An 18,518-nucleotide genomic window follows, 5' to 3' on the forward strand; every position below is an offset into this window, starting at 1 on the left:
TCATCAAAGGCATGAGAGCCTAGAAGCGCCCTTTAAGGGCTTTCCTACAGTCTGCCCGTCATTTATGACGTTCTCATGACTGTTTAATGACTTGCCCGCGTCGAATAAATACCTATCAGCCTGCCTTGACCACTTGGGCCAGGCGCTCTGCGCAGTTGCTGGCAGTGGCTTCGTCACGAGCTTCCACCATCACTCGCAACAATGGCTCTGTACCACTGGCACGAATGAGTACACGCCCACTGTCGCCCAGCTCTTGTTCTACCTGCTTCTGCATCAGGGGCAGCTGAGTGTTCTGCTTCCAGTCCTGCCCCGGCTGAAGACGCACATTAATCATGACCTGGGGAAACAACTTGACCTGTTCCAGCCACTCGGCCACAGATTTGCCTGAGCGCACGCAAGCCTGCAAAACCTGCAACGCACTGACCAGACCATCTCCAGTGGTGTGCTTATCCAGGGCCAGCAGGTGTCCCGAGCTTTCTCCGCCCAGTTGCCAGCCATTGGCAGCCAAGGCCTCCAGCACATAGCGATCACCAACTTTCGCACGCACAAAGCCCACGCCCTGTGCTTTGAGAGCCTGCTCGACAGCCATATTGGTCATCAGGGTACCTGCAATACCAGGCACAGGCTCATTGCGGGCCAATCGATCAGCCGCCATCAGATACAGCAGTTCATCGCCGTTGAACAAACGCCCCTTGGAATCCACCAGTTGCAGGCGGTCGGCATCACCATCAAGCGCCACGCCGAAATCTGCACTGTTGGCACGTACTGCACGTACCAATGCATCAGGATGCGTGGCCCCCACACCTTCATTGATGTTCAAGCCATCTGGTGTGCAGCCAATGGCGATGACGCTGGCACCCAGTTCATGAAACACCTTAGGCGCAATCTGATAGGCCGCGCCGTGCGCCGCGTCCACCACAATCTTCAACCCACGCAGCGAGAGCTTGTGGTCAAACGTGCTCTTGCAGAACTCGATGTAGCGCCCCGCTGCATCTTCCAAGCGGCTGGCTTTACCAAGACCTGCGGAGTCCACCCAGGACGGCTCTTCCAGCAAAGCGGCTTCAACTTCCTCTTCCCAGGAGTCTGGCAACTTCGTGCCCTGGGCACTGAAGAATTTGATGCCATTGTCATAAAAAGGATTGTGACTGGCACTGATCACCACACCCAGGCTAGCCCGCTGTGCACGCGTCAGATAAGCCACGCCAGGAGTAGGCAGCGGCCCCAGCAGCATGACATCAACGCCAGCAGACGCAAAGCCCGACTCCAGCGCGCTCTCCAGCATATAGCCAGAAATACGGGTGTCCTTGCCAATCAGCACCAGCGGACGCTCCTGCGTGCGGCGCAGCACGCGCCCCACCGCATGGGCCAGACGCAATGCGAAATCAGGTGTAATCGGCGACTTGCCTACTGTTCCGCGAATACCGTCGGTACCAAAATATTGACGAGCCATGGCTTCTGTATCCTTTTCTTCTCAATCAAACACAGTCGGGCAATGCCCTGACTTAGAGGGAGGCGTCATGCATGGCCTGCCAAACTGACAAAGCCTGCACCGTCTCTTTGACGTCATGCACCCGCACAATACGGGCACCCCGCTCTACAGCAAGCAAAGCTGCAGCAACGCTAGGAATCATTCGCTGATCCACAGGAAGGCCCGAGACCTGCCCTAAAGAGCCTTTACGGGACCAGCCTGCCAAAAGTGGGAAGTCTAGTTCCAGCAAGCCCTGCTGGTGTGCAAGCAAGGCAAAATTTTGTGCAACGCTTTTGCCAAAGCCAATGCCGTAGTCCCAGACAATGCGCTGACGCTCAACACCAGAGGCCAGCAAGGGCCGTGTTACCTGCATCAAAAAATCGTGGACTTCAGCCACCGCATTGCCTTGCATGTGATTCAAGTGCATGTTCTGCGGCGTGGCATGCATGTGCATCAGGCAAACGCCGCAGCTTGCGTGCGCTGCTACAACTTCATGTGCACCTGGCTGCCGTAATGCCCATATGTCATTGATGATGTCGGCCCCCAGGTCCAGAGCTGCACGCATCACCTCAGGCTTGTAGGTGTCGACTGAAACCGGCACCTGCAGCTTCACAGCTTCGGCAAGCACAGGCATCACACGATCCAGCTCTTCCTGCAAGGGAACTGCCGGAGAGCCCGGGCGCGTGGACTCCCCCCCAATATCTAGGATATGAGCACCGTCTTTCAAAAGCTGCTCTGCATGCGCCATGGCACCTGAGAGTCCTCCAGGCCTTCCACCGTCGGAAAAAGAATCTGGTGTCACATTCACAATGCCCATGACCAGAGGCTTTTCCAGACTCAATAAAAAACGTGATGTTTGCCACTGCGGTGCCATAGCGACTCCAGCTTTCCAGAAAAGACAAAAAGGTCCCGAAGGACCTTTTGTAACCGGCTTGTCAATCAAGCGGTAGTAGGTGAAGGCTCGGCATTCGAGGCCGGAGTACCTCCGGAAGAATTACCGCCATCCGACGAAGGAGGATTGCGTGGAGTCCAGTCCTTGGGCGGACGTGGCTCCTTGCCTGCCATGATGTCGTTGAGTTGCTCGGCATCGATGGTTTCCCAGTCCAGCATGGCTTTGGCCATGGCGTGCATCTTGTCGCTATTGTCTTCGATCAGCTTGCGCGCCAGCGTGTACTGCTCATCAATGATGCGACGCACTTCAGCATCCACCTTTTGCATGGTTTCTTCGCTGATGTTGCTGGACTTGCTCATGGAGCGGCCCAGGAAAGGCTCACCTTCCTGCTCTGCATAAACCATAGGGCCCAGTGCATCGGTCATGCCATAGCGGGTCACCATATCGCGAGCGATTGCGGTAGCACGCTCAAAGTCATTCGACGCACCAGTGGTCATCTGGTTCATGAAGACTTCTTCTGCAATACGGCCGCCGAACAGCATGGCGATCTGGTTGAGCATGTACTCCTTATCGTAGGAGTAGCGATCCTTCTCAGGCAGGCTCATTGTCACACCCAGCGCACGGCCACGAGGGATGATGGTGACCTTGTGCACAGGGTCGCACTTGGGCAGCAGCTTGCCGATCAGTGCGTGACCTGCTTCGTGGTACGCAGTATTGCGACGCTCTTCCTCGGGCATGACCATGGTCTTGCGCTCGGGGCCCATGATGATCTTGTCCTTAGCCTTTTCGAAGTCCTGCATCTCTACAGTACGTGCATTGCGGCGAGCAGCCATCAGGGCAGCTTCATTGCACAGGTTCGCCAGATCGGCACCCGACATGCCAGGCGTGCCACGCGCGATGATCGCGGGGTTCACATCCTGACCAACAGGAATCTTGCGCATGTGCACGTTCAGGATCTGCTCACGGCCACGGATATCGGGCAATGTCACATACACCTGACGGTCAAAACGGCCTGGGCGCAGCAAGGCGGCATCCAGAATGTCGGGGCGGTTGGTGGCTGCGACCACGATCACGCCGAGGTTGGTCTCGAAACCATCCATCTCCACCAGCATCTGGTTCAGAGTCTGCTCGCGCTCGTCGTTACCGCCACCCATGCCAGCACCACGCTGACGGCCAACGGCGTCGATTTCGTCGATGAAGATGATGCAAGGTGCATTCTTCTTGGCGTTTTCGAACATGTCGCGCACGCGAGCCGCGCCCACGCCAACAAACATTTCCACAAAGTCGGAGCCCGAGATCGAGAAGAAAGGCACCTTGGCTTCGCCCGCAATGGACTTGGCCAGCAGCGTCTTACCAGTACCAGGAGGGCCCACCAGCAGCAGACCACGGGGAATACGACCACCCAGCTTCTGGAACTTGTTGGGGTCCTTCAAGAAGTCAACAACTTCCTTGACTTCTTCCTTGGCCTCATCGCAACCTGCCACATCCGCGAAAGTAACAGTGTTGTTGTTCTCGTCAAGCATGCGCGCCTTGGACTTGCCAAAGCTGAAAGCGCCGCCCTTGCCGCCACCCTGCATCTGGCGCATGAAGTACACCCACACGCCAATCAGCAGCAGCATGGGGCCCCAGCTGACGAGCAGAGTCATCAGCAGCGAGCCTTCTTCACGGGGCTTGACGTCAAACTTGACGTTGTTGTTGATCAAATCGCCCACAAGGCCGCGATCCAGATAAGTCGCGGTGGTGCGGATCTTGCGATCATCCGTCGTGGTTGCCACGACTTCAGTGCCGCCAGAGCCTTCCTGAATCGTGGCGCTCTTGATGCGATTGCTGCGCACCTGCTCCAGGAATTCGGAGTAGCCAACATGGGAGGCACCGCCAGCGCCACGGGTGTCAAATTGCTTGAACACCGTAAACAGCACCATGGCGATGACCAGCCAGACGGCAATTTTTGAAAACCACTGATTGTTCAAACGGGGCTCCAAAGGAATATTCAGATGTAGAGGTCGAAAGCGAACTTCCAGACCTAGTTGAGGTTCATTTTAGGTGTTTCAAGCGCCAAAGCAGCCTATTCCCCGCTATAGCGGCCATAGGCAGAATGCGGTCTTGCACCCAACTAGCCCTAAGCCAATGTTTTATCAAGGCTTTGCGCTATCAGTTTCGCCAATTTGCTGCAGCAGAGCATAAGGTCATATACCCCTAAGCCTGCGCATCAAGCCATCAGGCGGGGTTCTTGAGCTGCGTGCCGACAAGGAAAATTTCTGCCGACCTGTCACGCGATGCCTTTGGCTTGATGGGCTTGACGACCTTGAAGGTTTGCTTGAACAGATCCACCAGCTCGTTGTAGCCACTGCCATGGAACAGCTTGACGACCAGCGAGCCCTCAGGCTTCATGTTGTTGACCGCAAAATCCACCGCCATCTCGATCAGCACCGCAACACGTGCGGCGTCCGTCGAGCCATGTCCGGACAGATTGGGAGCCATGTCGGAGACCACCACATCGGCCTTGCCGCCGCCCATGGCTTCTTCCAACTGCGCCAGCACGGACTCTTCGCGGAAATCCCCCTGGATGTAATGCACACCCTCGATAGGCTCCATGGGCAGCAAATCCAGCGAGATGATGCGGCCATTGAGTGCGCCCACCGCCGCACCATTGGGCGACAGACGGCGGCGTACATACTGGCTCCACGCGCCGGGTGCACAGCCCAAGTCCACCACAGTGTGACCGGGGTGAATGAGCTTGAGCGACTCGTCAATTTCCTTGAGCTTGTAGGCCGCACGGGCCCGATAGCCGTCTTTTTGTGCGGCTTTTACATACGGGTCATTGATGTGGTCGTACAGCCAATTCTTATTGACCTTCTTGCTTTTAGTTTTGGTATTCATGCCTGAATTCTCGCAGCCTTGATAATACGGGTATGCCCCAAATTGAATTAACTCCCGCAGAGCGCCGGGAACACCGCGCCGAAGCCCACCATCTGGACCCTGTGGTCCTCATCGGTGGCGATGGCCTGACCACTGCCGTACAGAAGGAAGTGGACGCCGCACTCAATGCCCATGGTCTGATCAAGGTCCGCGTTTTCAGCGATGACCGCGCTGGCCGTGAGCAAATCTACCAACAACTTTGCGACGAGCTGAACGCCGCTCCCATCCAGCACATTGGCAAGTTGCTGGTGCTGTGGCGCCCCATGCCCGAAAAAGAACGCCACCATGACGACGACCGCATGCCCGGCCCTCGTGATGTGAAGGTGCTCAAGTTCGGCCGCGCCGGTCAGAAGCCTGAAGTCAAGCAAATCCGCGTGCTGGGCAATCAACGCCTGACAGCAGGTGGCACCATCAAGCGCGCCAAGCCCAAGCAAAAATCGGTCAAAAAAGGCCGTCTGGACTAATCGCAGATTCGTCCGCCATCGCCCATTTGCCCACTTTTTTGCTGAGACCGCTTATCCATGGTTCAGACCACACAGCAGCAACGCCATATTCTTTGCATGAAATGGGGCACCAAGTACGGCCCGGAGTACGTCAACCGACTCTATGCCATGGTGCGCCGCCATCTCAGCGGAGATTTTCGCTTTGTCTGCCTGACCGATAGTTCCGAAGGGGTACGCCCCGAAGTGGAATGCCTGCCCATTCCAGACCTGAATATTCATCTGGCGCCCGGCCAGCGTGATGGAGCCTGGAAGAAGCTCACCACCTTTGAGCGCGATCTGCATGGACTCAAGGGTCAGGCCCTGTTTCTGGACCTGGATGTGGTGATCGTGGGCAGCATGGATGAGTTTTTCACGCTGCCTGGCGACTTCCGCATCATTCACGACTACCCGCGCTTTTGGCGTTTTGGCGAGCGCATTGTCGGCAATTCCTCGGTCTATCGCTTTGAGCTGGGCGCGCACGCCGATGTGCTGGATTATTTCCGCGCACACACCGAAGAAATGCGCGCCAAGTACCGCAACGAGCAGGAATACCTGTCGCACTTTCTGCACAAGCAGGGCAAGCTGGACTACTGGCCTGCCGCATGGTGCCCCAGCTTCAAGTACTACTGCATTCCGACCTGGCCTACCAATTATTGGAAAGAGCCTGTGCCGCCCGTTGATGCGCGCATCGTAATCTTCCACGGCGAGGTGAACCCGCCTGATGCACTGGAAGGCCGCCGCAACAAGCGCTTCCGCCACATCGAGCCCGCCAAGTGGATTGAAAAGGCCTGGGGCTGATCACACAGTCTCTGCGCACAAAAACAAAGGCGTTGACCACAAGGTTCAACGCCTTTTTTGTTGTCCGACGGCGGTGAGCTATCGGTGCTTGACATCCACCAGCGCATGGCCCTTCATGCGCGTGAGGATGGACAGCGGGCTGGCCTCCGGGTTGTATTCGCTGCCTGGCGGCAAAAACAAGGTCTGCTCCAGCATGTACTGCCCTGCCATCACGGCATGCACGGCCTGATCGGAAAAACACACCCAGGTAGAGCCCGCAGCAAACGGCACCGTTTCCTGCGGCGCGTTTTGCTGGTAGTCCATATCACCCTTCATGCCGTCGTGCAGCTGCAGCATCAGGTGGTCATACTCGCTGCGATAGGACTTGGTCACATGCAGCAACTCCAGCGCCTTGGCCTGCCAGGCGCTATAGGGCTTGGCGCGTGGCACAAACTTCTTGGCGACATCGGTGAAGGGCTCGCCCACACGCCAAACACGTGGCTGCCCATCGGGGTTCACATTGGTGAACACGCGCAAAATGCGCTCGCCGTAATTGGGGCGCGAGGGAAATGCATCCACATGCATGCGCTTGTCATCGGCGCGCCAGGACTGGGCACGCGTTTCAACCTGTGAAGGACGGTAGCTGGTGGGCGCCATGCGCACCACAGGCATGTAGGCGGGAAACAAGCCCGCAATCAACGCTGTGGCCTGATCGCGAAAGCGGGTCACCATGGCAGCAACCTGCTGCTGGGTGCCTTCATCGCCTACGACGCCTTTGATCGAGCCATCGACATTGAGGCTGATATTGCGCGTCTTGGGGTCACGCACATCGGGGCGCAGCAGCGTTTTTTCCTGCTCGGTCAGCTGAAAAGTCAGCTGCGGGAAATACAGGACCTTGCCAGCTTCAACAGCCGCAGTCCATTCATCGCGACCCGAAACATTGTTCCAGTCTGTCGCGTCGATTTTTACGATTTGAGATTCCATGGCCCGGCCAGTTTACTCCGGCCGCATTGACCGGGCTTGGCATGGATCAAGCCTGCTTGCGAGTCCCTGCAACTCGCCACAAAACAATGGCCGCACACAGCCACTGCAGCGCATACATGCCAGTGCCCACGCTGTGCCAGAGCTTGAGATTCTCTCGCGCCACGATTTTGGGCGAGACACCATACTGCACCAGCAGGGCCAGCAGCATGCCAGCAATCACAAAACCAATAGCTGCCTGCGCCCACGACTCCATCTTTTCAACATGTTTTCGCTTGGAAAACACCAGCAGCAGCGCGCAGCATGCTATCGAAATCCATGTCTGCGTCGCAAACAGCTTAGCCGCCATAAAGCCAGCCATGGCAGGCTGGGGCAAATTGGCAAACAACATGGGCACAGCCACAAAGCCTATGGCCGACAGACTGCCCCACCAAAGAGCCGCAAAGAAAACAGGCAAGCGATCAAACATGACGATGAACTTTCAGCATGGCAGAGCGCAAACCAGAGATGCCGAGCAAGAGCCGCCTCGCGGCGACGGCATCGTCCCCTCCCTTAGCGCGAAAGCGCGTAGAGAGAGGGGAAGGCGCGCAGCGCCTCAGGGGTGATCAGAGATACTTCACGCCCACGATCTCATACCGACGCTCACCACCCGGCGCCTGCACCACGGCGGTATCGCCCTCTTCCTTGCCGATCAGAGCACGGGCAATGGGGCTGGAAACATTGATCAGGCCGTGCTTCAGATCGGCCTCGTCTTCACCGACAATCTGGTAGGTCACAGCGGCGCCGCTGTCTTCGTCTTCCAGATCCACGGTGGCGCCAAACACCACACGGCCACCGGCGTCCAAGGCCGAGGGGTCGATGATCTGCGCTGCAGACATCTTGCTTTCGATTTCAGCGATACGGCCTTCGATAAAGCCTTGCTGTTCCTTGGCAGATTCGTATTCAGCGTTTTCGCTCAGGTCGCCCTGTGCACGGGCTTCGGCAATCGCCTGAATCACAGCTGGACGCTCCACCGTCTTCAGACGTTGCAATTCAATCTTGAGCTTTTCTGCTCCGCGCTTGGTAATTGGGATGGTGGCCATGGTCAAGTCTCCAGATTCAGCAAACGCCGCGGCGGGCGCGGCACTTCTTGCACAGACCGCTGGGAAAGCCCAACAGGGGCCTGTGCCCCAAAAGCAAACCGCCGCACGTTGCCGCGCGGCGGTTGAAATTCATTACCGAGTATTATGCCGCGTTTGCCACGGCATAAATCCGGTAAAAACCCGGTCGCCCTCTCGGGCTGTCACGGGTTGTGATGCACATCAGTGCGGCAAATCAATGTTGCCGATCAATGCTGCAGCTGTGCATGCATTTCCTGCACCGAGATCACATCCAGACTGCCGCGCATGGCCTTCATGCCTTCCACGGCGGCTTCCGCGCCGAAGATGGTGGTGAAGGTGGTCACGCGGGCCAGCAATGCGCTGGTACGGATCTGGCGCGAGTCAGCGATGGCGTTGCGACGGTCTTCCACGGTGTTGATGACCAGGGCGATTTCGCCGTTCTTGATCATGTCCACGATGTGCGGACGGCCTTCGGCCACCTTGTTGACGGTCTGCGCTTGCAGGCCGGCTTCGGTCAGCGCGGCAGCGGTGCCTCGGGTGGCGCACAGGCTGAAGCCCATGGCAACCAGTTCCTTGGCCACGGCCACGGCGCGCACCTTGTCTGCGTTCTTCACGGACAGGAAGACCTTGCCTTCGGTCGGCAGCTTGACGCCGGCGCCCATCTGGCTCTTCACAAAGGCTTCGCCAAAGGTCTTGCCCACGCCCATGACTTCACCGGTGGACTTCATCTCGGGGCCGAGGATGGTGTCCACACCGGGGAACTTCACGAACGGGAACACGGCTTCCTTGACGCTGAAGTAAGGCGGCGTCACTTCCTTGGTGATGCCCTGCTCTGCCAGCGTATCGCCCACCATGCAGCGTGCTGCCACCTTGGCCAGCTGGATGCCCGTGGCCTTGGAGACGAACGGCACCGTGCGCGAGGCGCGGGGGTTCACTTCCAGCACGTAGATCACGTCCTTGCCGTCGCGCTCTTGAATGGCGAACTGCACGTTCATCAGACCCACCACGTTCAGGCCATGGGCCATTTCAGCGGTCTGGCGCTTGATCTCGGCCACGGTCTCGGGCTTGAGGTAGTACGGAGGCAGCGAGCAGGCAGAGTCACCGGAGTGCACGCCAGCTTGCTCGATGTGTTCCATCACGCCGCCGATGAAGACCTTGCCTTCGCGGTCACGCACGCAGTCCACGTCGCACTCGATGGCGTTGGACAGGAAGTGGTCCAGCAGCACGGGCGAGTCGTTGGAGACCTTGACGGCTTCGCGCATGTAGCGCTCCAGATCACGCTGCTCGTGCACGATTTCCATCGCACGGCCACCCAGCACATAGGAAGGGCGCACCACCAGCGGGTAGCCGATGGAAGTGGCGTGTTGCAGCGCTTCTTCTTCGGTACGGGCGGTGGCGTTGGGCGGCTGCAGCAGGTTCAGTTGCTGCAGCATGTGCTGGAAGCGCTCGCGGTCTTCGGCCGCGTCGATCATGTCGGGCGAGGTACCGATGATGGGCACGCCTTCTTTTTCCAGGCCCAGAGCCAGCTTCAAAGGCGTTTGGCCGCCGTACTGCACGATCACGCCAGCAGGCTGCTCGACGGCCACGATTTCCAGCACGTCTTCCAGCGTCAGCGGCTCGAAGTACAGACGGTCCGACGTGTCGTAGTCGGTGGACACGGTTTCGGGGTTGCAGTTAACCATGATGGTTTCATAACCATCTTCGCGCATGGCCATGGCGGCGTGCACGCAGCAGTAGTCAAACTCGATACCCTGGCCGATACGGTTCGGGCCACCGCCCAGCACCATGATCTTCTTCTTGTCCGTGGGCTGTGCTTCGCACTCTTCGTCGTACGTGGAGTACATGTACGCGGTGTTGGAGGCGAACTCGGCCGCGCAGGTGTCCACGCGCTTGAACACGGGGCGCACCTTCAGGGCCTTGCGTGCTTCACGCACGGCCTTGTCGGTGGTGTGCAACAGCTTGGCCAGACGGCGGTCGGAGAAGCCCTTTTGCTTCAGGGTGCGCAGCGTAGCGGCATCCAGCAGCGACAAGGCCTTGTCGCCATGCGCTTCAAAGTGCTTGTCCAGGTCGAGTTCGATCTTCACGATCTCTTCGATCTGCACCAGGAACCACTTGTCGATCTTGGTGATGTTGTGCACTTCATCCAGCGTCCAACCGGCAGCGAAAGCGTCACCCACATACCAGATGCGGTCGGGACCGGGCTCGCCCAGTTCCTTTTCCAGGATTTCGCGGTCCTGGGTCTTTTCGTTCATGCCGTCCACGCCCACTTCCAGACCGCGCAGGGCCTTCTGGAAGGATTCCTGGAAGGTACGGCCGATGGCCATCACTTCACCAACCGACTTCATCTGTGTGGTCAGGCGGTTGTCGGCAGCGGGGAACTTCTCGAACGCAAAACGTGGGATCTTGGTGACCACGTAGTCGATCGAAGGCTCGAACGACGCGGGGGTCTTGCCACCGGTGATTTCGTTCTTGAGCTCATCGAGCGTAAAGCCCACAGCCAGCTTGGCCGCGATCTTGGCGATGGGGAAGCCCGTGGCCTTGGAAGCCAGTGCCGAGGAACGTGAGACGCGGGGGTTCATCTCAATGACGATCATGCGACCGTCTTTGGGGTTCACCGAGAACTGCACGTTGGAGCCGCCAGTGTCCACACCGATTTCGCGCAGAACGGCCAGAGATGCGTTACGCATGATCTGGTATTCCTTGTCGGTGAGGGTCTGGGCAGGGGCCACGGTGATGGAGTCACCGGTGTGCACGCCCATGGGGTCCAGGTTTTCGATCGAGCAGACGATGATGCAGTTGTCCGCGGTGTCGCGCACCACTTCCATCTCGTACTCTTTCCAGCCCAGCAGAGATTCTTCAATCAGCAGCTCGTTGGTGGGCGATGCCTCCAGACCGCGCTTGCAGATCGTCTCGAACTCTTCCGAGTTGTAGGCAATACCGCCACCCGTGCCGCCCAGCGTGAAGCTGGGGCGGATGACGGTGGGGAAGCCCATCTGCTTTTGCACGGCCCAGGCTTCGTCCATCGAGTGGGCGATGCCGGAGCGTGCGGAGCCCAGACCAATCTTGGTCATGGCGTCCTTGAACTTCAGACGGTCTTCAGCCTTGTCGATGGCTTCGGGCTTGGCGCCGATCAGCTCCACCTTGTACTTGTCCAGCACGCCGTGCTTCCACAGGTCCAGCGCGCAGTTCAGCGCGGTCTGGCCACCCATGGTGGGCAAGATGGCATCGGGACGTTCCTTGGCGATGATCTTCTCGACCGTCTGCCAGGTGATGGGCTCGATGTAGGTGACGTCGGCCGTGGCCGGGTCGGTCATGATCGTGGCGGGGTTGCTGTTGATCAGAATGACCTTGTAACCCTCTTCGCGCAGGGCCTTGCAGGCCTGCACGCCGGAGTAGTCAAACTCGCAGGCCTGACCGATCACGATAGGACCGGCGCCAATGATCAGAATGCTTTTAAGGTCGTTGCGCTTAGGCATTGTTGTGTTTCTCCATCAGCGCTGTGAAGCGGTCAAACAGATAGCCGATATCGTTCGGGCCGGGCGATGCTTCGGGGTGACCCTGGAAGCAGAAGGCGGGCACATCGGTGCGCTCCAGGCCTTGCAGCGTGCCGTCGAACAGGCTGATGTGCGTGGCACGTGCGTTGGCGGGCAGCGAATCAATTTCCACCGCAAAACCGTGGTTCTGGCTGGTGATGCTGACGCGGCCCGATGCCAGCTCCTTCACGGGGTGGTTGGCACCGTGGTGGCTGTTTTGCATCTTGAAGGTCTTGGCACCCGAGGCCAGCGCCATGATCTGGTGGCCCAGGCAGATGCCGAACAAAGGCATCTTGGCGGCCATGATCTCTTGCGCGGCAGCAATGGCGTAGTCGCAAGGTGCGGGGTCGCCAGGGCCATTGGACAGGAACACGCCATCGGGGTTCATCGCCAGCACGTCCTTGGCAGGCGTCTGGGCAGGCACCACGGTCACGTCGCAGCCGCGTTCGGCCAGCATGCGCAGAATGTTCTTCTTCACGCCAAAGTCATAAGCCACGACCTTGAACTTGGGCGATTCGAGCTTGCCGTAGCCTTCGCCCAGCTTCCACTCGGTCTCGGTCCAGGCGTAGGACTTGTCGGTGGTCACCACCTTGGCCAGGTCCAGGCCCTTCATGCTGGGCGCAGCCTTGGCAGCGGCAATGGCTTCGTCAATCTTGGCCTGGGTGACTTCTTCACCCGCAGCCAGACCCACGATGGCGCCGTTTTGCGCACCATGGTCACGCAGCAGGCGCGTGAGCTTGCGGGTATCGATGTTGGCGATGGCGACGGTCTTGCCTGCCGTCAGGTACTCAGACAGTGTCTGGGTGCTGCGGAAGTTGCTGGCCAGCAAAGGCAGGTTCTTAATGATGAGACCTGCGGCATGGATCTTGTCAGCTTCAACGTCTTCAGGATTGACACCGTAGTTGCCGATGTGCGGATACGTGAGCGTCACGATCTGCTGGCAATAGCTGGGGTCGGTAAGGATTTCCTGGTAGCCGGTCAGCGAAGTGTTGAAAACGACTTCACCAACGGTGGTGCCTTGCGCACCAATCGAGTTGCCAATAAAGACCGTGCCGTCTGCGAGCGCCAGGATGGCGGGGGGGAAGGCTCCCTTGAGAGACAAAAGCACTGGGTTCTCCGGTTTTTTAATTACGGTACGCCCAACGATGCCCAGGCGGTGCGCTGGGACAGTTTTGTCTGCAGGGGATGGCGAGGTAGCGTCGCTAGGCGTAGAAGGAATGCTTGAAAGCCGCCCATTATAGGCGCGGTCGGCGACAGCCCCTCGGATTGCCTCGGGATTACCCTCTACGCTTGAGCATGCTTACGCTGCTGGCATGCAGGCAAATCGCAGCAGCCGCCCCCACATTGAGTGATTCCTCACCTCCGGGCTGGGCAATGCTGATGCGGTGCTGCGCCATGTCCATCAGCGCATCACCCACACCCTGCCCTTCGTGCCCCATGGCCCAGGCACAGGGCCAGGGCAGATCGGCTTCGTGAATCAATGTCCCCTGGTGGGAGCTGGTCACTATCAGCGGTACTTGCAAAGACTGCACGTCTTCGACCGAAGCGGCTTCCACCAGATGCAGGCCAAAGTGCGCGCCCATGCCAGCGCGCAGCACTTTCTGGCTCCACAGTGCGGCCGTGCCCTTGAGTGCCACGATTTGCTTGAAACCAAAGGCCGAGGCGCTGCGCAAGATGCTGCCCACATTGCCGGCATCCTGCACCCGGTCCAGCACCACGGTGGCTACGCCCGCCTGGGCCTGCACGCTGGCGTCCCAGTCCATCACATAGCCCATACGGGCGGGAGACTCCAGACTGCTGATTTCATCGAACAGCACATCGGCCAGCACTATGACTTTGCTAGCTGCTTGCGCCCACTCATCAGGCGCCTTAGGCCAAAAAGACTCTGCAAACACCGCCACTTTGGGCGCCAACCCACGCGCCAGCGCGGCGCGGCACAGGTGGTCACCCTCCAGCCAGACCTGGCCCTGCTTGCGGTAGGCCGTGCTGTCTTGCGACAGGCGGCGCAGCTCTTTGACGAAAGCGTTGTCGCGCGAATGAATGTCTGTGACCTGGGGGCGTGCAGCCATGTCAACCTCTGGGTAAAAAAGCAAAAACCCGGCAAGCGCCAGCCTGCCGAGCCTGAATCAAGAAGATTAAACGCCCGAGCCAGCCTTGCGCCGCGCTCGGGAATGCATCAGTTGTACAGCGATGCCTGCGACATCATCACCATGGAGGTAACGCCGGACACGCCGGTTTCGCACACCACGGGCTGGGCCGCAACCCCTTCACACACTTGCCCGGCTTGCAACACCTGGGCCACGGGCGAGAAAGAGCGGCGGTGTTCGGCCGTTGCACCATGGGTGCGCAAAGCAGCAAGGTGCGCTGCCGTACCGTAGCCTTTGTGGCCAGCAAAGCCGTATTGCGGGTACTGGGCATCCAGACGCTCGCACCAGCGGTCCCGCGTGACCTTGGCCAGAATGGAAGCCGCTGAAATCGCCTGCACCAGCGCATCACCTTTGACAATGGCCTCGGCCTGCACATCAATCTGCGGCAGCTGGTTGCCATCGACCAGCACCAGCACGGGCTTGAGGCGCAAGCCCATCACCGCACGGCGCATGGCCAGCAAAGTGGCTTGGAGGATATTGATCTCGTCAATTTCCTGCACCGATGCCTGCGCTATGCAAAAGCACAAGGCCTTGGCGCGAATCTCGTCGTACAGCACTTCGCGGCGGTTGGCCGTGAGTTTCTTGGAATCGTTCAGGCCCGCGATGGGCTTCATGTCATCCAGGATGACAGCCGCCGCCACGACAGGACCCGCCAGCGGGCCGCGCCCTGCCTCATCCACCCCTGCAACCAGCCCGGGCGGATGCCAGGGCAGGCAGTCTTGCTCAAGCAGAGGGGGTGGCAATGATTTTTTCGATCGCATGGGCAGCCAGTTCGGCAGTATCTCGGCGCAGTTCGTGGTGTAGCGCGGTGAAGCGCTCAACCAGCGCTTCAATGGTGGCAGGAGAATCCTGGCTGGCCCGCAGCCAACCCAGTGCGGCTTGCGCCAGTGCCTCGGGGGTCGCGGCATCCTGCAGCAGCTCGGGCACGACAAAGTCGCCGCACAAAATATTGGGCAGCCCCACCCAGGGCTGCAGTTGCTTGCGCTGCATCAGGCGCCAGCTCCAGGGGTGCATGCTGTAGCTGATGACCATCGGGCGCTTGTACAGCGCGGCCTCCAGCGTGGCGGTGCCACTGGCAATAAGCGTGCAGTCGCAGGCGGCCAGCACATCGTGCGACTGGCCTTTGACGATCAAGCAGCGGTCCTGCATGCCGGCCTCTGCCGCAATGCGCTGCACTTCTTCGAACAGCGAGGGCACGGCTGGCACTACGATTTTGGTAGCTGGAAGCGCTTTAAGCACCAAGGCTGCAGCCTTGAAAAAGCCTGAAGCGATATAGCGCACTTCCGAGCGGCGGCTGCCAGGCAGCAAGGCCAGAACCAGGCCCTCTTCGGGCAGGCCCAGCCGCGCGCGGGCCGCCGCGCGGTCGGGGTGCAGCGGAATCACCTGGGCCAGCGGATGGCCAACGTAAGTCGCTTCAATGCCGTGCTGGGCCAGCAGTTCTGGCTCAAACGGAAAGATGCACAGCACATGGTCGGCCGCCTTGCGGATTTTTTCCACACGATCGGCACGCCAAGCCCAGATGGACGGGCAGACAAAGTGCACCGTCTTGACACCGGCCTCACGCAGCGAAGTCTCCAGGCCCAAATTGAAGTCCGGTGCATCCACACCCACAAAAACCGATGGCGGATGCGCAATCAGGCGCTGGCGCAGCTTTTTGCGAATGCCCAGCAACTCGGCCACGCGGGCCAGCACTTCCCAGCTGTAGCCGTGCACGGCCAGACGCTCGGATTGCCACCACGCGTCAAAGCCGCGCTGCTGCATCTTCTCGCCGCCAATGCCCATCGATGTGGCATCGGGCCAGCGCTGGCGCAGGCCATCCAGCAGCAGGGAAGCCAGCAGATCGCCCGAGGCCTCGCCCGCCACCATGGCGATGCGGGGCGCTACTAAATCTGCAGCTGCTTGCGCACGCTGTTTGAGCATATCAGAGGGATTCACGTCTCAAACCTAAAAAGGATCAGCGCAAGCTGCTATCAACGTGTAATGCCGTTGGTGGCAGACGCCAGGAAAGCCTGCATGAAGTCCACGTCCTGCATGGCTTCTGGCGTATCGGCCTTGATGGCATCCATGGCGGCAATGGCCTGCTCCAGCGTCAAACCCTGGCGGTACATCAGCTTGTGCATTTCCCGCACGGCGGCGATGCGCGCGTCCGAGAAGCCACGGCGCTTGAGGCCAATCAGATTCACGCTGCGGGCAGCCAGCGGGTTGCCATCCACCGTCATGAAAGGCGGCACATCCTTGTTCACGTGGGCCTGAAAGCCCACCATGGCGTGCGCGCCGATGCGCATGCGCTGCAGCACACCGGTCAGACCACCAATCGTTACCCAGTCGCCCACATGCACATGGCCCGCCAGCGTGGTGTTGTTGGCCAGCGTGGTGTTGTTAGCCACCACACAGTCGTGCGCAATGTGCACATATGCCATGATCCAGTTGTCATGGCCAATGGTGGTCTCGCCACGATCCTGGGCGGTGCCGGTGTTGAAGGTGCAGAACTCGCGCACCGTGTTGCGGTCACCCATCACCAGACGCGTGGGCTCGCCCGCGTACTTCTTGTCCTGAGGCTGAGCACCCAGCGACGCAAACTGGAAAATATGATTATCGCGGCCGATGGTGGTGTCACCCTCGATCACGCAATGCGGGCCCACCTTGGTGCCCGCACCGATGCGGACCTTGGGGCCAACGACGGCATACGGCCCAACGGACACCGTGGTGTCCAGTTGGGCCGCAGGGTCCACCACGGCGGTGGGATGAATCAAGCTCTCAGCCGCCATCAATGCTTATCCCACGTGGCGCATGGTGCACATCAGCTGGGCTTCGGCCGCCACTTCGCCGTCCACGCTGGCCACGGCATTGAACTTCCAGATGCCACCGCGCACGCGGTCGATGGTGATTTCCAGAGCCAGCTGGTCTCCTGGCACCACGGGACGCTTGAAACGTGCCGAATCGATACCCACGAAGTAGTAGATATTGTTTTCATCAGGCACCTGGCCCATGGCATCAAAAGCCAGCAGGCCTGCGGCCTGTGCCAGAGCTTCAAGAATCAGCACGCCAGGCATAACGGGGCGACCGGGGAAGTGACCGGTGAAGAACGGCTCGTTGAACGTGACGTTCTTGATCGCCTTGATGCGTGTGTTGCGCTCAAGCTCCAGCACACGATCCACTAAAAGGAAGGGATAGCGGTGAGGCAGTTGCTTGAGAATTTCTTGAATATCCATCATCAATTTCCGTTGTTGCTTTGCCGGCCCTCAGCCAGCGCTTGTTCAAGCTTTTTGACCCGCTCTCTCAGCGTGTACAACTGCCTGAAGGTTGCAGCGTTCTTTTCCCATTGCTCGTTTTCTTGCAACGGAAAGATGCCTGTATAAAAACCTGCCTTGGGCAAGGAGCGAGTGACCATGGAGGTCGGCGAGATCACCGTGCCATCCGCAATTGTCAAATGCCCCAGAATATTGGCAGCTCCGCCAATCTGGCAGTGCTTTCCAATGCGCGCACTGCCCGCAATGCCGGTATTGCCAGCAATCACTGTATGCGCACCAATGTGCACATTGTGAGCAATCTGCACGAGATTATCGATCTTGACGCCATCTTCAATGATGGTGTCGTCGAGTGCCCCGCGATCCACACAGGTGTTGGCGCCGATTTCCACGTCATCACCAATGCGCACAGCCCCCAGCTGCTCAATCTTTTCCCACTGCCCTGCCGATGGTGCAAAACCAAAGCCATCAGCGCCAATCACCACACCCGAATGAATGATGCAGCGCGCACCCACCACGCAGCCCTGGCTGATGGTGACACGCGACTTGAGCACCGTATCAGCACCAATGACAGCACCAGCATCCACCACGCATTGCGGGCCGATATAGGCGCTCTCATGGACCTGGGCAGATGCGTCTACTACCGCACTGGCATGAATGCCACGGGGTCGGCCACCTTGCTGATGCGCCTTCCACCACTGCGTTGCTCGCGCAAAATAGGCATAAGGATCTGCGGTGACAATGCAGGCACCGCGCTGCGCAGCCTCGTCACGCATGGCAGGCGCCACAATGACACAGGCCGCCTGTGAGGCGGCCAGTTGCTGGCGATAACGGGGATTGCTGAGAAAGCTCAGATCACCATGGCCCGCGGAGTCCAGCGGGGCGATACGCGAGATAACCATCTCGCGACCACCACCGACAAGTTCACCGCCGAGCGCATCGAGAATCTGTCCCAATGAAACGCTCACGTT

17 protein-coding genes are annotated in these 18,518 nt (G+C 59.2%); 2 read left to right on the forward strand and 15 right to left on the reverse strand.

Going from position 1 to position 18,518, the window contains the following annotated elements:
• Positions 1–115 precede the first annotated feature (115 nt).
• The 4 genes from glmM to JDW18_RS14510 form a co-directional block, all read right to left on the reverse strand.
• Entirely contained in the window at positions 116–1,450 is a 1,335-nt protein-coding gene (gene glmM, locus JDW18_RS14495; protein WP_218240117.1) for a phosphoglucosamine mutase, read from the reverse strand.
• A 52-nt stretch (positions 1,451–1,502) separates the two neighbouring features.
• Positions 1,503–2,342 carry a dihydropteroate synthase gene (gene folP / locus JDW18_RS14500; RefSeq protein WP_218240118.1) on the reverse strand — a complete coding sequence of 280 codons (840 nt, stop codon included), beginning with the start codon at positions 2,340–2,342 and terminating at the stop codon, positions 1,503–1,505.
• Between the two features lie 65 nt (positions 2,343–2,407).
• The gene (gene ftsH / locus JDW18_RS14505; protein ID WP_218240119.1) at positions 2,408–4,330 is read right to left on the reverse strand and encodes an ATP-dependent zinc metalloprotease FtsH; all 1,923 of its coding nucleotides are present in this window, start codon (positions 4,328–4,330) and stop codon (positions 2,408–2,410) included.
• 247 nt (positions 4,331–4,577) lie between these two features.
• A complete protein-coding gene (locus JDW18_RS14510) occupies positions 4,578–5,240 on the reverse strand; it encodes an RlmE family RNA methyltransferase (RefSeq protein ID WP_218240120.1) in 663 nt (220 codons plus the stop codon).
• Positions 5,241–5,272: 32 nt separating this feature from the next.
• On the opposite strand from JDW18_RS14510, the gene JDW18_RS14515 reads away from it, so the two are divergent.
• Together JDW18_RS14515 and JDW18_RS14520 are read left to right on the forward strand one after the other, a co-directional pair.
• Positions 5,273–5,743 carry a YhbY family RNA-binding protein gene (locus JDW18_RS14515; RefSeq protein WP_218240121.1) on the forward strand — a complete coding sequence of 157 codons (471 nt, stop codon included), beginning with the start codon at positions 5,273–5,275 and terminating at the stop codon, positions 5,741–5,743.
• Positions 5,744–5,800: 57 nt separating this feature from the next.
• Positions 5,801–6,559 (forward strand): glycosyltransferase, encoded by a 759-nt coding sequence (locus JDW18_RS14520; RefSeq protein WP_218240122.1) that lies wholly within the window; start codon positions 5,801–5,803, stop codon positions 6,557–6,559.
• A gap of 78 nt (positions 6,560–6,637) precedes the next feature.
• On the opposite strand, the gene kdoO is transcribed toward JDW18_RS14520, so the two are convergent.
• The 11 genes from kdoO to lpxD form a co-directional block, all read right to left on the reverse strand.
• A complete protein-coding gene (gene kdoO, locus JDW18_RS14525) occupies positions 6,638–7,522 on the reverse strand; it encodes a Kdo hydroxylase KdoO (RefSeq protein WP_218240123.1) in 885 nt (294 codons plus the stop codon).
• A 46-nt stretch (positions 7,523–7,568) separates the two neighbouring features.
• Complete coding sequence (locus JDW18_RS14530; protein WP_218240124.1) at positions 7,569–7,988, reverse strand: DUF4149 domain-containing protein; 420 nt, start codon at positions 7,986–7,988, stop codon at positions 7,569–7,571.
• Between the two features lie 136 nt (positions 7,989–8,124).
• Positions 8,125–8,601, reverse strand: coding sequence for a transcription elongation factor GreA (gene greA, locus JDW18_RS14535; RefSeq protein WP_218240125.1), 477 nt, complete (start codon positions 8,599–8,601; stop codon positions 8,125–8,127).
• A 245-nt stretch (positions 8,602–8,846) separates the two neighbouring features.
• Positions 8,847–12,095, reverse strand: coding sequence for a carbamoyl-phosphate synthase large subunit (gene carB, locus JDW18_RS14540; protein WP_218240126.1), 3,249 nt, complete (start codon positions 12,093–12,095; stop codon positions 8,847–8,849).
• The gene (gene carA / locus JDW18_RS14545; protein WP_218240127.1) at positions 12,088–13,260 is read right to left on the reverse strand and encodes a glutamine-hydrolyzing carbamoyl-phosphate synthase small subunit; all 1,173 of its coding nucleotides are present in this window, start codon (positions 13,258–13,260) and stop codon (positions 12,088–12,090) included. Before carA ends, carB begins: the two co-directional genes overlap by 8 nt.
• Before the next feature lie 169 nt (positions 13,261–13,429).
• Entirely contained in the window at positions 13,430–14,221 is a 792-nt protein-coding gene (locus tag JDW18_RS14550) for a TrmH family RNA methyltransferase (RefSeq protein WP_218240128.1), read from the reverse strand.
• Between the two features lie 107 nt (positions 14,222–14,328).
• A complete protein-coding gene (gene rnhB / locus JDW18_RS14555) occupies positions 14,329–15,060 on the reverse strand; it encodes a ribonuclease HII (protein ID WP_218240129.1) in 732 nt (243 codons plus the stop codon).
• Positions 15,023–16,219 carry a lipid-A-disaccharide synthase gene (lpxB, locus tag JDW18_RS14560; RefSeq protein WP_218243921.1) on the reverse strand — a complete coding sequence of 399 codons (1,197 nt, stop codon included), beginning with the start codon at positions 16,217–16,219 and terminating at the stop codon, positions 15,023–15,025. The genes rnhB and lpxB overlap by 38 nt, the downstream gene beginning before the upstream one ends.
• Before the next feature lie 50 nt (positions 16,220–16,269).
• Complete coding sequence (gene lpxA / locus JDW18_RS14565; protein ID WP_218240130.1) at positions 16,270–17,067, reverse strand: acyl-ACP--UDP-N-acetylglucosamine O-acyltransferase; 798 nt, start codon at positions 17,065–17,067, stop codon at positions 16,270–16,272.
• 6 nt (positions 17,068–17,073) lie between these two features.
• Positions 17,074–17,514: a 3-hydroxyacyl-ACP dehydratase FabZ gene (gene fabZ / locus JDW18_RS14570; protein ID WP_003053425.1), complete on the reverse strand. Its 441-nt coding sequence runs from the start codon at positions 17,512–17,514 to the stop codon at positions 17,074–17,076.
• Positions 17,514–18,515 (reverse strand): UDP-3-O-(3-hydroxymyristoyl)glucosamine N-acyltransferase, encoded by a 1,002-nt coding sequence (gene lpxD, locus JDW18_RS14575; RefSeq protein WP_218240131.1) that lies wholly within the window; start codon positions 18,513–18,515, stop codon positions 17,514–17,516. Before lpxD ends, fabZ begins: the two co-directional genes overlap by 1 nt.
• Between the last annotated feature and the right edge of the window lie 3 nt (positions 18,516–18,518).

The organism is Comamonas fluminis (assembly GCF_019186805.1).
GTDB lineage: Bacteria > Pseudomonadota > Gammaproteobacteria > Burkholderiales > Burkholderiaceae_C > Comamonas > Comamonas fluminis.

Coding starts and splice junctions, on each gene's coding strand:
- glmM (WP_218240117.1), bottom strand. CDS start 1,450: ATGGCTCGTCAATATTTTGGTACCGACGGTATTCGCGGAACAGTAGGC.
- folP (WP_218240118.1), bottom strand. CDS start 2,342: ATGGCACCGCAGTGGCAAACATCACGTTTTTTATTGAGTCTGGAAAAG.
- JDW18_RS14510 (WP_218240120.1), bottom strand. CDS start 5,240: ATGAATACCAAAACTAAAAGCAAGAAGGTCAATAAGAATTGGCTGTAC.
- JDW18_RS14515 (WP_218240121.1), top strand. CDS start 5,273: ATGCCCCAAATTGAATTAACTCCCGCAGAGCGCCGGGAACACCGCGCC.
- JDW18_RS14520 (WP_218240122.1), top strand. CDS start 5,801: ATGGTTCAGACCACACAGCAGCAACGCCATATTCTTTGCATGAAATGG.
- kdoO (WP_218240123.1), bottom strand. CDS start 7,522: ATGGAATCTCAAATCGTAAAAATCGACGCGACAGACTGGAACAATGTT.
- JDW18_RS14530 (WP_218240124.1), bottom strand. CDS start 7,988: ATGTTTGATCGCTTGCCTGTTTTCTTTGCGGCTCTTTGGTGGGGCAGT.
- greA (WP_218240125.1), bottom strand. CDS start 8,601: ATGGCCACCATCCCAATTACCAAGCGCGGAGCAGAAAAGCTCAAGATT.
- carB (WP_218240126.1), bottom strand. CDS start 12,095: ATGCCTAAGCGCAACGACCTTAAAAGCATTCTGATCATTGGCGCCGGT.
- JDW18_RS14550 (WP_218240128.1), bottom strand. CDS start 14,221: ATGGCTGCACGCCCCCAGGTCACAGACATTCATTCGCGCGACAACGCT.
- rnhB (WP_218240129.1), bottom strand. CDS start 15,060: ATGCGATCGAAAAAATCATTGCCACCCCCTCTGCTTGAGCAAGACTGC.
- lpxB (WP_218243921.1), bottom strand. CDS start 16,219: ATGCTCAAACAGCGTGCGCAAGCAGCTGCAGATTTAGTAGCGCCCCGC.
- lpxA (WP_218240130.1), bottom strand. CDS start 17,067: ATGGCGGCTGAGAGCTTGATTCATCCCACCGCCGTGGTGGACCCTGCG.
- fabZ (WP_003053425.1), bottom strand. CDS start 17,514: ATGATGGATATTCAAGAAATTCTCAAGCAACTGCCTCACCGCTATCCC.